Annotated in this window: 16 protein-coding genes and 1 pseudogene; 14 read left to right on the forward strand and 3 right to left on the reverse strand. The window is 49.4% G+C overall.

The features are described from left to right. The first annotated feature begins 29 nt into the window (after positions 1-29). The 9 genes and pseudogenes from JCM14374_RS03990 (at position 30) to JCM14374_RS04020 (ending at position 7882) form a co-directional block, all read left to right on the forward strand. A complete protein-coding gene (locus JCM14374_RS03990; protein WP_054693782.1) occupies positions 30-593 on the forward strand; it encodes an S-layer homology domain-containing protein in 564 nt (187 codons plus the stop codon). Continuing rightward, the gene (locus JCM14374_RS03995; RefSeq protein ID WP_054693785.1) at positions 521-2146 is read left to right on the forward strand and encodes a S8 family serine peptidase; all 1626 of its coding nucleotides are present in this window, start codon (positions 521-523) and stop codon (positions 2144-2146) included. Before JCM14374_RS03990 ends, JCM14374_RS03995 begins: the two co-directional genes overlap by 73 nt. Next, the gene (locus tag JCM14374_RS04000; RefSeq protein WP_054693788.1) at positions 2146-3219 is read left to right on the forward strand and encodes a hypothetical protein; all 1074 of its coding nucleotides are present in this window, start codon (positions 2146-2148) and stop codon (positions 3217-3219) included. Before JCM14374_RS03995 ends, JCM14374_RS04000 begins: the two co-directional genes overlap by 1 nt. Positions 3220-3320: 101 nt before the next feature. After that, positions 3321-4483 (forward strand): annotated as a pseudogene (gene wecB, locus JCM14374_RS04005) (non-hydrolyzing UDP-N-acetylglucosamine 2-epimerase). A gap of 177 nt (positions 4484-4660) precedes the next feature. Further along, on the forward strand, positions 4661-5368 hold the full coding sequence (locus JCM14374_RS04010; RefSeq protein ID WP_500797388.1) for a phosphohexomutase domain-containing protein: 708 nt from the start codon (positions 4661-4663) through the stop codon (positions 5366-5368). After that, a complete protein-coding gene (locus JCM14374_RS16040) occupies positions 5356-6084 on the forward strand; it encodes a phosphohexomutase domain-containing protein (RefSeq protein ID WP_500797389.1) in 729 nt (242 codons plus the stop codon). The genes JCM14374_RS04010 and JCM14374_RS16040 overlap by 13 nt, the downstream gene beginning before the upstream one ends. Beyond that, positions 6084-6221, forward strand: a complete 138-nt coding sequence (locus JCM14374_RS13380) for a hypothetical protein (RefSeq protein WP_157048945.1) — start codon at positions 6084-6086, stop codon at positions 6219-6221. The genes JCM14374_RS16040 and JCM14374_RS13380 overlap by 1 nt, the downstream gene beginning before the upstream one ends. Next, positions 6211-7269, forward strand: a complete 1059-nt coding sequence (locus JCM14374_RS04015; protein ID WP_054693790.1) for a sensor histidine kinase — start codon at positions 6211-6213, stop codon at positions 7267-7269. The genes JCM14374_RS13380 and JCM14374_RS04015 overlap by 11 nt, the downstream gene beginning before the upstream one ends. After that, entirely contained in the window at positions 7241-7882 is a 642-nt protein-coding gene (locus tag JCM14374_RS04020) for a response regulator (RefSeq protein ID WP_054693793.1), read from the forward strand. Before JCM14374_RS04015 ends, JCM14374_RS04020 begins: the two co-directional genes overlap by 29 nt. A gap of 171 nt (positions 7883-8053) precedes the next feature. Here JCM14374_RS04020 and JCM14374_RS15625 read toward each other — a convergent pair whose 3' ends face one another. The 3 genes from JCM14374_RS15625 to lpdD are packed head-to-tail and all read right to left on the reverse strand — an operon-like array spanning position 8054 to position 10195. Further along, the gene (locus JCM14374_RS15625; protein WP_369397293.1) at positions 8054-8737 is read right to left on the reverse strand and encodes a hypothetical protein; all 684 of its coding nucleotides are present in this window, start codon (positions 8735-8737) and stop codon (positions 8054-8056) included. Further along, positions 8725-9711 carry a UbiD family decarboxylase gene (locus JCM14374_RS15630; RefSeq protein ID WP_369397294.1) on the reverse strand — a complete coding sequence of 329 codons (987 nt, stop codon included), beginning with the start codon at positions 9709-9711 and terminating at the stop codon, positions 8725-8727. The genes JCM14374_RS15625 and JCM14374_RS15630 overlap by 13 nt, the downstream gene beginning before the upstream one ends. Before the next feature lie 58 nt (positions 9712-9769). Then, on the reverse strand, positions 9770-10195 hold the full coding sequence (gene lpdD / locus JCM14374_RS04030; RefSeq protein WP_157048946.1) for a prenylated flavin chaperone LpdD: 426 nt from the start codon (positions 10193-10195) through the stop codon (positions 9770-9772). Positions 10196-10329: 134 nt separating this feature from the next. On the opposite strand from lpdD, the gene JCM14374_RS04035 reads away from it, so the two are divergent. The 5 genes from JCM14374_RS04035 to JCM14374_RS04055 all read left to right on the forward strand — a co-directional run bounded on the left by JCM14374_RS04035 (position 10330) and on the right by JCM14374_RS04055 (position 13011). Then, complete coding sequence (locus JCM14374_RS04035) at positions 10330-10629, forward strand: hypothetical protein (RefSeq protein WP_054693799.1); 300 nt, start codon at positions 10330-10332, stop codon at positions 10627-10629. 165 nt (positions 10630-10794) lie between these two features. Continuing rightward, positions 10795-11514 carry a ComFC family protein gene (locus JCM14374_RS04040; RefSeq protein ID WP_054693803.1) on the forward strand — a complete coding sequence of 240 codons (720 nt, stop codon included), beginning with the start codon at positions 10795-10797 and terminating at the stop codon, positions 11512-11514. Positions 11515-11650: 136 nt separating this feature from the next. Then, on the forward strand, positions 11651-11950 hold the full coding sequence (locus JCM14374_RS04045) for a hypothetical protein (protein ID WP_054693806.1): 300 nt from the start codon (positions 11651-11653) through the stop codon (positions 11948-11950). Between the two features lie 203 nt (positions 11951-12153). After that, positions 12154-12450: a flagellar biosynthesis anti-sigma factor FlgM gene (locus JCM14374_RS04050; RefSeq protein ID WP_054693809.1), complete on the forward strand. Its 297-nt coding sequence runs from the start codon at positions 12154-12156 to the stop codon at positions 12448-12450. A 30-nt stretch (positions 12451-12480) separates the two neighbouring features. Then, entirely contained in the window at positions 12481-13011 is a 531-nt protein-coding gene (locus JCM14374_RS04055) for a flagellar protein FlgN (protein WP_157048947.1), read from the forward strand. Positions 13012-13112: the final 101 nt, after the last annotated feature.

The following is a 13112-nucleotide window of genomic DNA, read 5'->3' on the forward strand; positions in this document are numbered from 1 at the left end:
CTGAGGCAATTTATTAAGGTGGACATTTAATGAAGCTTTTACGATACATAACGGGGCTTTTCTTAGCCCTGTTCCTGCTTGCTTATATGCCCGGCCTGGCTGAGGCTTTCACTGATACCAGGCAGCACTGGGCACGCCCTGAAATAGACCATCTGCAGAGCCGGGATATCATTACGGGCTATCCCGATGGAACCTACAGGCCCGAAGGTTATATAAGCCGGCAGGAGTTTATTACTCTGGTTATAAAAGCCCTGCATGGCGAGAAAGAAGCCGGGGTTCTGCAAAAGGGCAGTTCATTTTTCCAGGATGTTAATGGGAGCTGGGCTCAGGGTTACATCGAATTAGCTCAGGAAATGCGCATCGCTCACGGCGACGGGCATGGCAACTTTATGCCCCTGCGTCCCGTCAGCGTGAAGAGGCAGTCAGCATACTGGTTAATTGTCTGGGTGGGGCCACTGGTGACGGGGGCAGCCTGGACTTCAGGGATGATGGCAATATATCCGACTGGGCGCGGCCTGCTGTGGCCTACGCGGCAGAGTCAGGCCTGGTCAAAGGTTTTCCGGACGGTACTTTTCGTCCCCGTCAGAATTTAAGCCGCGCAGAGGTAGCGGTTATTATTGAAAAATATTTATCTCTCCAGGGTGAAAAATACAGTTTTTACGGCAATATCACCGCAATCAACCTGCCTTTGCGCCGGGCCTCCATCGTAATTGACGGACGCTCCCAGGAGTTTGAGCTGGCTGCCAACCTGGCTGTATATGATGAAGCCAGCCGCCAGCCGGTTACTGATCTTAAACTGCCTGCCTATGCCTTTTTCGATTTAAATACCGATGGAAAACTATCTTTTATAATGTTAGCTTCTGATTACGGCAGTTCCCCGGTAAAATTCGAGTTTGAACAACTGTCCGCGGTCTCGGGCGCTGCTGTCAGCCCCGAACAAGCCGTATCATTTGCCGCTGAAGGAATAAACCTTAAGACTGACTATTATGATGCCGCAAAGGCTCAGGCCAGCCTGGAAGCTGCCAAAGACGCAATGTTTGCCGATGCTTTCCGCTCCGACAGCGGCGCCAGCGGGAGAGGGCAGCTGGTGGCGGTGATTGACAGCGGCGTGGACGCCGGCCATCCTGACCTGCAGAAAACCGATCAGGATTATGCTAAAATAGTTGACTTTATTGATCTTAGCGCCGAAGGCAAGCTCAAATTGAACCTGGCCAGCGAAGAAAATGGCCGGCTGCAGATGGGTGACCGGCAGGCAGACATCCCCTCCGGGACGGCTGCAGGCATGAGATGGAAATATGCTTATCTCCCCTTGAATTTTCTTCCCGATGAATTTGGGCTGAAAACCAGCCGCCTGGTCGTGGCTCGGAGCAGCAAGGCCGGGGGAGCGCTGGACACCGTATATATTGACAGTGACGGCGATATGGAAATCAAGGATGAAACCGCTGTCAAGGTATTCAGTTCAGGCCACCAGGCCGTAAGTGTTAAAGGTGATGGAAACAGGCAGTTTAATGTAGTCGTATGTTCAATTTCCGATAAGGATAATTATATAATCCTGGGTTATGACGCCCTGGGACATGGCACCGAGATAGCAGGAATAGTGGCCGCAAACGGCCTGGTTGAAGGGGTTGCTCCCGATGCGCAGCTTCTGGTTATTAAGGTGATGAACCGTTTGGGTGTGGCGCCCCTGAAAAGGCTGGAAAGCGCGATCAGCCTGGCGGCGGAGCGCGGGGCGGCGGCAGCGGTAATGAGTCTGGGGCAGTACCAGATGAATGAGGCTGAACGGCAGTCGCTGGCACAAACCGCCGCCGCGGTAATGAAAACGCACGGCATGATAGTCTGTACGGCGGCGGGCAACAATGGCCCGGGTTTGGGAACCGCGGCCGACAGCGCGGGGATTCCCGGCATTATCAGTGTGGGTGCTTATGCTACTCCCCGTATGTGGAAAACAGATTACAATTATCAGGTGCCGGATTCCACACTCTGGTACTTCAGTTCCATCGGTCCATCGGCAGGGGGGGCGGCCGCTCCTATGCTGCTGGCGCCTGGCCATTGTGTTTCCACCTATCCCTTATGGTCGGGGAAGCAGTATAACCTGGACCAGGGGACCAGCATGGCAGCGCCTTATCTGGCGGGAGCCTGGCTCTGATGCTGGACGCCAACCAGCACCGTTTATTCAGCAACAACCACTATGCGGTTTTGCAGGCGCTCTTTAACGGCGCTATGACGCTCAGGAATTACCAGGCGGCGGAACAGGGTTTTGGGGCGGTAGACCTTTTGCGGGCATGGATGGAATTAAAACGCATGACGACCCAAAATCAGGACTGTGTGGTTAAACAGCTGAATCCTGACCAAAACCTGGGCGCGGGGTTTTATTCGCCTGCGCAGGCCGCGGCTTCAGTTTCTCTGAGGTTGGTCAATACCGGGGATGAGAACCGCAAGTTTTCGCTGGGGGGGCTGGCAGCCTGGCTGAAACCTGAACAGTATAGCATTCAGGTACCGGCGCACAGTGAAAGGAATGTGACTATTAAGTATGACAGCCAGAACGACCCCGGGTTATACAGCAGTTTTTTGCTGATTGATGATTACAGCACCGCCGGATGGGATCTGGCCGCACTGGAGACCCTGGTCGTTCCGGTTAAATTGTATGATATGCCGGGCAGGAAGTGGGAAAAGGAAGAAACTCTGAACCCCGGCGTCTATAAACGGTATTATTTTAATGTTCCTCAGGGTGTGGACAGCTTGAACTTCCGGTTAAGTGTTCCGGACAGCCAGGGCCGGGTGCGCATGTTTGTTATTTCGCCCGGCGGCATGCAGGAATCAGGGGTATTCACTGGGGCTGGCAATGAAAATGTGATTGTCAGTAACATAAATTGCTCCCATCCTCAGCCTGGTGTCTGGGAACTGGTGGTATACAGCTCGGTAAACCTGAGCGATTTTCAGCTCGAAAAATCCAAATATCAGATAACGGCAGGAATACAAGGGGAAAAAAGCAGTATAACCATGCCTCCCGACCCTAAATATCTGGTGAGCACCGTGGTTCCTCCTTTTAAAAAAGGGGACAAGGTTAATATCACCTTGCACTTCTGGAATCCGGGCAGCAAACTTCCCGCCTCCGGTTTGGTAAGCATAAACGAAAGATTGTATGAGATAAAAAATGGCCTGGTTAAGTTTACCCTGCAGGCCGAATCAGATACCATAAACTTGAAGATAGCCTGGTAAGTCGATTAACCGGAGTGTGTTGCGGGGACGGTCCCCGCGACACATTATATTTTTCTGGCAAAAGAGGAATACTGCGTGTACTGGCGAAATATAATGCTGAAATGTGTAATGTTTATGGAGGATTACAGGTGCGTTTAGGAAAAGTAATGGTAGTATTCGGCACCCGGCCCGAGGCCATAAAAATGGCCCCGGTGGTCAACGAATTATATAAAGTTAAAGATATAAACACTATACTGGCAGTCACTGCCCAGCACCGCGAAATGCTTGACCAGGTTCTGGAACTTTTCAACCTCAAACCGGATTATGATCTCGACCTTATGAAACATGAACAGGACCTTTTTTCCATTACTACCGGGGTCTTGCAAGGCTTAAAAGACATTATGGAACAGGAAGCGCCCGATCTGGTCCTGGTGCATGGAGATACTACCACCACTTTTGCCGCGGCCCTGGCAGCGTTTTACCTGCGGATTCCTGTGGGACATGTGGAGGCCGGTCTGCGCACCCGCAACAAGTTTTCGCCTTTTCCTGAGGAAATGAATCGCACCTTGACGGCCAAACTGGCGGAGATGCATTTCGCTCCTACGGATACGGCCCGTGAAAACCTGATCATGGAAGCTACCGCCATGTTTAAAATCTGGGTTACCGGCAACACCGTAATAGATGCCTTGCTGCAAACCATAAAACCGGATTATAAATTCGGTCCGGAGTTCAGCGCTATAGATTTTAACAAAAGGCTCCTGCTGGTTACCACCCACCGCCGGGAAAATTGGGGCAGTCCCATGCGCCAGATTTACCAGGCCTTGATTGACCTGACAGATGAGTTTCCTGATGTGGAAGTGGTCTTCCCGGTACACAGGAACCCGGTGGTCAGAGATGCGGCTCAGGAGATGCTGGGACAGCGTAAAGGTTTTCATCTTCTGGAACCGCTCGATTATGAACCCTTCGCGCATTTGATGAATGCTTGTTACCTGGTTCTGACTGATTCGGGCGGGATGCAGGAGGAGGCGCCTTCACTGGGCAAACCGGTTCTGGTCCTGCGGGATACTACCGAACGCCCGGAAGCGTTGCAGGCGGGAACGGTAAAATTGGTAGGGACCAACCGGGAACGGGTTTACCGGGAGGCCCGCTTATTATTGACCGATAAGGAAGAGTACGATAAAATGGCCCGGGCCATTAACTTACGGGGACGGCAAGGCGGGCCGTGCGCATAGTTAAGGAAATTACTAGTTTTTTGTATTCCCGCATCGGCGCCATGGGAAGGTAAAGAATTATTAATTATGAATTATAAATTTTAAATTTAGGTAAAGAAAACCAGTTTTCTTTTATTCATTAATAAATTGGTGGTAACGAATTATGACGTACTGAGATGAAAAACGATAGCTTTTCATGCTTAATTCAAAATTAATAATTACTAATTCATAATTAGCTTTGGAGGCTGTTTATGTTGCAGATTAAGTTTGGTACGGATGGCTGGAGGGCTGAGATAGCACGGGATTTTACCTTTGCCAACTGCCGTGTGGTGGCTCAGGCCATTGCCAGTTATATGAACAGTCAAAACTTAAATAAGCGCGGTTTGGTGATCGGGTACGATAACCGGTTTTTATCCGAGGATTTTGCGGCGGAATGCGCGCGGGTAGTGGCGGGAAACGGAATAAAGGTCTATCTTTTAAAGAAGGCCAGCCCTACTCCCCAGACCGCTTATGCGGTCCGCAATAAAGACGCGGGCGGAGCCGTTATGATTACCGCCAGCCACAATCCACCCCAATACCAGGGCATAAAATTTATTCCCCAATATGCCGGGCCGGCCTTGCCGGAGGTAACAGATCTCATAGAAGAAGAGCTGCAGCGCATAGCAGACGGGGGAAAAGTCTATGAGTTAGACCTTAATGAAGCTTCGCGTCTCGGACTTTTTGAGGTAATCGAGATGGAGAATGAATATTCCGCGCAGCTTATGCGGGTTATTATGCCTGATTTTTTCAAGGGGAAGAAGATTAAGGTTGTGGTGGATCCTATGTTCGGCGCCGGTATAGGGTTTCTGGACAGGATACTTAGCGGATTAGGCTGTGAAGTTCGTACAATTAACAACTACCGGGACTGTTTGTTTGGGGGCAGCTCCCCGAACCGGTGGATGCTGAATTGTCAGCGTTAAAGCGGGCGGTGGCTTCTTACCAGGCTGACCTGGGCCTGGCCCTGGATGGTGACGCTGATCGTTTCGGTATTATAGATAAAGACGGCGCTTTCATCAGCGCTAATTGTTTTATGCCGGTATTACTGGCGCATCTACTGAAAACCAGAACTTATCGCGGACCGGTATGCAGGAGCATCGCTACCACTCACCTGCTTGACCGTATAGCCTATAAAAATGGACTGGAATTAATAGAGACCCCGGTGGGATTTAAGTATATCGGGGCTGCTTTGCGGGAAAAGGGCTGTATCATGGGCGGAGAGGAAAGCGGGGGCTTGAGCGTAGCGGGCCATATTCCAGAGAAGGATGGCATCCTGGCGTGCCTGCTGGCAGCGGAAATTGCGGCTTTTTCCGGGTTGAGCCTGGGTCAGTTATATGAAGAACTGGCAAAGCAGTTTGGAACCGCGCAAAGCCAGAGACTGGATATCAGGGTGCGCCCGGAGGAGCAAACCATGGTCAGTGAAAGGCTGCGGGAATTTAATCCCATGGTCCTGGCCGGAGTGAGGGTTGAGGCCCTGGACCGCTTGGAAGGGCTGAGAATTTTGCTGGAAGATGGCAGCTGGGCACTGGTGCGTGCTTCAGGAACGGAGCCTCTTTTCCGTCTTTACGCGGAAGCCGGGGGTGAGAAGCAGCTGTCGCAAATACAACAAGAATTGATGGAGGCTATGGGGATTAGATAATGGCGAAGTTGGATGAGCAGCCTGAACAAATGGAACGGTTGGACCGCATTTTAGCTGAAGTCGTAGATACTGGAACAGGGGCGGGGCGATATTTTCGATATTGCGCAGGAATGCAGCCAGCAGATATTGAACCTTGATCTGGAGTTAAAGGAATTAAATAACAAGATATCTCAGGCTATCGCGGAAGTAGGCAAGTATGAGCAATTGGAACGTTTTGCCCGTATACGCTTAATGGATGTCAGCCGCAATTTCCGCTCCAACACGGAAATCACCATTAAGGAAGCCTATGACAAGGCGGCGGAGTTTCAGGTTTTACTGGTGGAATCCAGGCAGAACGAATTATATCTGCGCCGCCAGCGCGATCAGTTGTCAAAGCAGTATAAGAAGTTCAGAGACATACAGAAACGGGCGGATCACTTTCTGGATTCAACCGCTATGGCATTAAAGATATTGCGGGGAAATGTCGAAAAAATAAATGAAAGCCTTGAAGAATCAATGCGCCGTAAAAGAATGGAAATGTGGATAATTGAATCCCAGGAGGCGGAACGCAGGAGGATAGCCAGAGACCTGCATGACGGACCGGCGCAGAGTATGGCCAGTATGATAATACGCCTGGATTTGATTCAGCAGTTACGAGAAGAAGATACCAGGAATGTTTACGCGGAAATCGATAATGTAAAAAGCATGGGTAAGGAAACCCTGGCGGATATCCGCCGCATCATGTATGATCTTAAACCTTCGCTTTTTAACGAAGATGATTTCAGCGCTACCTTACGAGACTATTTAAATGATTACGAAGCCAAGTACAACTTTAATATAGATTTTATCGTGATGGGCAACCGCACCAGATACGACCGCGCTTTGGAAATTGCTCTGTTCCGGTTGGTTCAGGAAGCTGTCACCAATGTCAGGAAGCATTCCGGTCTGAACCGGGCCGTGGTAAAGATGGAGGATAATGGGTCTTATCTGACTCTGGTTATTAAGGATGAGGGCGAAGGGTTTGATTTGGAAAAGGTGCGCGGCAATAAGGATAGCTATGGGATTTTAGGAATGATGGAACGGGTCAAGCTTCTGGGAGGGGAATTAGAAATAATTTCATCTGCGGGGTCAGGAACCCAGGTTATTGTTAGAGTGCCGTTAGAAGGGGAGGCAGCAAATGGAAAAAATAAGGGTCTTAATAGCTGATGATCATGCCTTGGTTAGGGAAGGACTGCGCAAATTGCTGGAACTGGACGAAAACATCCAGATTATTACCGAGGTGGGAGATGGGCAGGGGGCTATCAATATCGCCCGCCGGGAAAAGCCCGATGTGGTCTTAATGGATGTTAATATGCCGGGGACAGACGGGATTGTTGCCACCCGGGTCATCAAAAAGGAATGTCCTCATACGCATGTCGTGGCTCTAACCATCTACGAGGACGAAGAGGTGGTGGAGATGGTCAGAGCCGGGGTCTCAGCATATGTTTTGAAAGATGTGGCCGGCAGCGATCTCATCGATACTATACATAGAGTTATGCAGGGAGAAGTGGTGATACACCCCCGCGTGGCCAATCGCTTGGTGAGGGAGCTGGCCAGGAATGACAAGAAAAAGGAAGACCTGCGCCTGACGCGCCGGGAAAAAGATGTCCTGCAGCTGCTGGTGAGAGGGAATACCAACAAAGAGATGGCAGATATTATGTTCATAAGTGAAAAAACGGTAAAAAACCATCTCACCAGTATTTTTAAGAAGTTATCAGTCAAGGACCGCACCCAGGCGGCGGTATATGCTCTGAAAAACCAAATAGTAAGCGATGACTAATAAGGTGTCAAAGGGGTGTCAAGGGGACTGGGTGTCAGGTGTCAAGGGGACGGTTCTCTTGACACCTTGACACCCCTTAGAATAATGTGCTCCAGCGTCTCGAAACCCGCTCTGCAATATCTTTGCGGGGTACCAGGTCGGCAGGATATTCCGGTTTCATACGGGCATCAATCAGAATCGGGCCTTCATATTCGATCTTATTGTGATGTACCGGTGGGCGGCATAGATGTCAAACGCTGGGTCAAAACGGGTGAAAACCGTCCACAGGAAACTGGTTTGGTCGATTATACTGTCAGCGTTATCAACGAGAATCACCAGGGGCCATTCCCGCAAGGAGGTCAGATTCTGCTGAATTATTTCGTTTCCTAATTCGGGCGCGCTTGTATAATCTGTTCCAGAAATCAGCAAACATCCCCCGCAGTATGGCTTCACCCGGGTAATGCCCGGCAATGATTCCCCTATATACCCTCGCGGCAAGTCACGGATAGGATTTCCCAGTCCCAGCATAACAGCTTTGCTTCCCTGGTTGAATTTGCGCCCGGTGTAATCCAGGGTATCCATTGCGGTATCGTTTATTATTATCAAATCCCGGGCGGGATTGAAGCGCTGCAAAATAGTTTCCAGCAGGCGCGGAAAATCCTTCAGGTCTAAATCTACGTCCGTCAGCAGCAGAACCTTAGTCAGGCTTAGCTGTCCTTCCCCCAGGATGCGGAAGGCGTGGGCCAGGGCTTCCCGGTGATAACTTTCCCTGACGATGGCACCGCTGAGACTGTGAAAACCTGTTTCCGCATAGCTCCACAGTGATTTCAGTCCCGGCATCAGCAGCGGGAATAACGGAGAAATTAGTTCCTGCATCCATTCTCCGATGTAATAGTCTTCCTGGCGCGGTTTGCGACGATAGTCGCGGGATAGATGGCATCACGGCGATGATAGACCTGTTTGATATTAAAAACCGGAAAGTCATGAACCAGGGAGTAGTAACCGTAATGATCGCCAAAAGGCCCTTCGGGTTTGCGCACGTGCGGGGGAACCTCACCGCATAATGCGAACTCAGCCTCGGCGATAAGCTTATGCGGGTGGTTTTCCACTTCCACCATATCAATCTTGTCTCCGCTGAGGAAAGAGGCATAAAGAAGTTCCGGCACAGGTTCGGGCAGGGCGGTAATAGCCGCTATGACCAGAGCGGGCGGACCTCCCAGAAAAACGGTAACCGGTAAAGATTGGCCCTGCTTTTCCGCCTCGTAATAATGGAAGCCGCCGCCTTTATGGATCTGCCAGTGCATGCCGGTCTGATTTTCGGAAAAGACCTGGAGGCGGTACATGCCCAGGTTATGTTCTTTTTTTAAGGGGTGTTCAGTATAAACCAGGGGCAGGGTGAAAAAAGGCCCGCCGTCTTCCTGCCAGCTTGTCAGGACCGGCAGTTCATGCAGGTTTACTTTAGGCATCCGCCTGGCCAGTACGGGGGCCTTGTTTTTAGCGATGTCACGCTGACCGACTTTGGCCAGGCTGAAAAGCCAGTCACGTTCCCCCCAAAGTGCTTTCAAGCTGGGGGGCATAAGCTTGTCCAGGGCTTTAACCGCGCGGTTTATGGTTTCCTCCGGTTTTGGACCTATGGCCATTTCAACCCGGCGCACAGTTCCAAACAGGTTGGTGGCGGCAGGAAAACGGCTGCCTTTGACCCGGGTAAACAGCAGAGCCGGTCCGCCTTCATCGACTATGCGGCGGTGTATTTCCGCCAGTTCCAGGTATGGGTCAACTTCCGCATTAACCTCAATAATTTCTTTCTCTTTTTTGAGCTGGTCTATAAAGCTTCGTAAATTCTTATGCATATAAATCTCCTTAAAGGGTGTCAAGGGGACGGTTCTCTTGACACCTCACGCAAAATTATCAAAGGGTGTCAAGAGAACCGTCCCCTTGACACTGTCCCCTTGACACTTTATGGCATAGCAGCTCCGCAGCCTTGTGGCAATTCTGTACGACCAGGGCTATTTCCTCCGGGCGGGCCTGGTCTATATGAATACCCGCCGTTACGGCGGCAGTCATTCCGGTTTGCAGGCAAATAAGCCTGGAAGCCTGAGACGCCACCTCATGATCCTTATGACCGGGGACAGGTATGATCCAGGTGTCGCAGGCGGTTTTCCCGCTTGTCCCGCCGGGACGGGGAATACTCATAGCCATACCCCCCACATGGGGTTTATCGCCGCCGGTAATGGTTGCCGATACCCCGTCAGCGGTGATAACCGCCGTAACAAAGATCTTATATCTTCCTTCTCCGTATGAAAAACTTAGTTCCTCACGCAAGATAACTGCCACCCGTCAGAATATGGTTTAATATTATTATACCTTTTCTGCCATTTAAACAGCCTTTTATAAATAGACTCCAAACAGGTACTCAACAGAACTCTTTCCGGCATATTATATATTAACATGCGGGAGGGGGTTGATTTATGTTGATTTTTCTCAAGGCAGTTTGCTGTATCATTTGGCTGATTATTATGAGGGCCTTAATAAAAGGCGGCAAAAAGGCCCGGTCAAAAAATTATGTGGAAGTGCCTTTATATATAAATGATGAAGATGAATTAGAAGCTGAGCTGCGGCGCAGCATGGCCCGCCTGGGGCCAAAGGACAGGTTGGTGATTTATGATTTAAGTCGTCCCCGTAATCGTTTTAATCATCTTTTGATCAGAAACCTGCTTCGGCAAAATCCTTCGGTTGGCTATTGCAGTCTTAACCCGCAAAATTTATAAATTTAGAGCGGCTTTTTGCAGTAATAATTGGTTTTATTTATAATGTGTTATAATATCTGAGATATTGAGTTTTACATTATATTTACAAATAGAAAATTATGCAGGTTCTCTGTCCGCGGTTACAGGATGGGGACAACCGTGTTTATATTTAAGGGGTCCGCAAAAATGTTAAATTTTTTAATGGATGTGTTATTTCCGCAGCAGGCCTGCTGCCTGTGCCGCAAGGAGGGAAGATATAATACCCGCCATCCCTGGTGCGAGGAATGCTACCAGAGTTTAATGTCAAGGCAGGGTTGTCTGCCCGTCTGCGATAAATGCGGCAAATACCTGGAAAAGGGAGAAGGCCTGTGCGTGGATTGTCAGCAGAACCCGCCCCTGTTTTTTATTGGCCGGGCGGTGGGGCCTTATGACGAACCATATCGGATTGCCGTAAAGGTTCTTAAGTTCCTGGGCCGCCGTCACCTGGCGGTCAAAATGGGTCATATGATGGCGGGAGTGGTTAAAAACGAACCGCGCTTCTGGCCGATTGATCTGGTGATTCCGGTGCCGGTTTCCTGGGCGCATTTGCAGCAGCGGGGATTTAACCAGACGGAAGAACTGGCCCGGCAGTTATGCAAGGAATTAAACCTGAAAATGGATGCGCGTATATTAAAAAGAATAAAAGAAACCCCGGCGCAGCGTGAATTAACCCGTGAAGAGCGAGAAAAAAATTTATTATTTGCCTTTTCTGTAAAGGACAAAAAGAAAATTTATCGAAAGAATATATTACTGGTGGACGATGTTTACACTACCGGATCAACCGTTCGGGAATGCACCCGGACGCTCCTGGAGGCGGGCGCCGCCAGGGTATCAGTAGTTACCTGGGCCACAGGCAAAGGTTTTTAGTGCAGGGGGGATGAAGGATGGGAGTTAATCTCAGAAATTGCCCGAAGTGTGGGAGGGTTTTTGCTTACCAGGGAAGAAACATTTGCCAGAAGTGTTTGGAGTCTGAGGATGACGATTATGCCTGGTACGCCGGTACGTGCGCGACCACCCGCGGGCCAGCGTAGTTGAAGTATCCGAAGAGACCGGAGTAGAAGAGGAAAAGATATTGCAATACCTGCGAGATGGCCGCTTGATTTCCAGCGGGTTCACGGAAGTTATTACCTGTGAACGCTGCGGAAAATCGATTAGGGCAGGCAGATATTGCGAAGCCTGTAAAGCCATTTTGGATATTCAGCTTAAATCAGCTATTCCACAGGCTCAGCGGCCTGAACCGCCGGAAAATAAACCGCCTCGCCTGGGGCGTAATAGTGACGGCATGCACATCAAAAAGGAATAATGCGTTATAAAGGGATTTGATATAGATTAATGAATCAAAAGCTCCCCCTAAAAGAAATCCTTAAGTCAAATATTAAGGATATGAAAGAAAAACAGAGCAAGAACAAGAAATAAACGAATAATCTCTAATTTGAGGCGTTAAGCCTCTTTCTGTTTTCTGCGAAAATATCAAAGAGAATATGTAAATTACGAGGTGGATATGTAATGTTTGTATCCAGGACACAACTCCAAAACATCCTGAAAATATATGGCAAATCATCAGCCAATACGTCCGGGGTGAAACCGGCAGCAAATAAAAGCATAAAAAATGATGAGCTGGCCTTGTCGCGGGAAAGCAAAATAACGCAGAAGGCGGTCTTAGCGGCAAAACAGGCAGAAGACCTGCGGCCTGAACTGGTTGCGCATCTCCAGGAAAAAATCTTTGCTGGAACCTACACCGTATCAGATGACGAGGTAGCAGAAAAAATTATAGACACAGCCATTCTCGACCGTCTTATTTAGCGGCAGGGATCTAAGAAAGCGGTGAACCGGGTGGAAAACAGGTTAAAAACCTTTATTGAGATGCTCAACCGGGAGAATGATTTACTTGACAGCCTGGTAGAAATTGGGGATAAAAAACGCCAGTTGATCATTCTGGGTGAAGTAAAAGAACTGGATAAATTAATACAGAAGGAGGGCATCGTTTTATCTAATCTGGATAAACAGGAAGGTGCCCGTTTTAAATTGCAGCAGGAATTATCTGTCGCCTGGGGGATGAAGCCTGAAGAGTTAGTGGCTACTGAATTGCTGAAACGCTTGTCAGGCAAGCACGAGGATCTTTACAAACCCATGCAGGAAGCCATAGAACGCCTTGATTACAATCTCACGCGGCTGAAGGCCATTAATTCTCATAACCATGATCTGCTGGAACATTCCCTGGACTTCATCGCCATGATGGAAAGCATGATAACCGGCGACTCAGCAGGGGTGTACTCAGATAATGGCAGCAAAATAGATGAAGCTGCTCCCGCAGTCCTCGCAATATGCTGGATAGAAAGGTGTAATCGACACGCATTAAAATGAATGCAAAGGACGCGGAATTCGATGATTATCACGGATAAGGAATTCTTATACAATCATTTAACAGAGAAGATAATAGGTTGCTAAAACTTTAATGATCCGCG

Origin of the sequence: Syntrophomonas palmitatica JCM 14374 (genome assembly GCF_001311885.1) — a bacterium.
Classification (GTDB): domain Bacteria; phylum Bacillota; class Syntrophomonadia; order Syntrophomonadales; family Syntrophomonadaceae; genus Syntrophomonas_A; species Syntrophomonas_A palmitatica.

Bases quoted from the DNA above. Each gene is read 5' to 3' on its own strand.
- JCM14374_RS03990 (WP_054693782.1), top strand. From the start codon at position 30: ATGAAGCTTTTACGATACATAACGGGGCTTTTCTTAGCCCTGTTCCTG.
- JCM14374_RS04000 (WP_054693788.1), top strand. From the start codon at position 2,146: ATGCTGGACGCCAACCAGCACCGTTTATTCAGCAACAACCACTATGCG.
- JCM14374_RS04010 (WP_500797388.1), top strand. From the start codon at position 4,661: ATGTTGCAGATTAAGTTTGGTACGGATGGCTGGAGGGCTGAGATAGCA.
- JCM14374_RS13380 (WP_157048945.1), top strand. From the start codon at position 6,084: ATGGCGAAGTTGGATGAGCAGCCTGAACAAATGGAACGGTTGGACCGC.
- JCM14374_RS04020 (WP_054693793.1), top strand. From the start codon at position 7,241: ATGGAAAAAATAAGGGTCTTAATAGCTGATGATCATGCCTTGGTTAGG.
- JCM14374_RS15625 (WP_369397293.1), bottom strand. From the start codon at position 8,737: ATGCAGGAACTAATTTCTCCGTTATTCCCGCTGCTGATGCCGGGACTG.
- JCM14374_RS15630 (WP_369397294.1), bottom strand. From the start codon at position 9,711: ATGCATAAGAATTTACGAAGCTTTATAGACCAGCTCAAAAAAGAGAAA.
- JCM14374_RS04035 (WP_054693799.1), top strand. From the start codon at position 10,330: ATGTTGATTTTTCTCAAGGCAGTTTGCTGTATCATTTGGCTGATTATT.
- JCM14374_RS04040 (WP_054693803.1), top strand. From the start codon at position 10,795: ATGTTAAATTTTTTAATGGATGTGTTATTTCCGCAGCAGGCCTGCTGC.
- JCM14374_RS04050 (WP_054693809.1), top strand. From the start codon at position 12,154: ATGTTTGTATCCAGGACACAACTCCAAAACATCCTGAAAATATATGGC.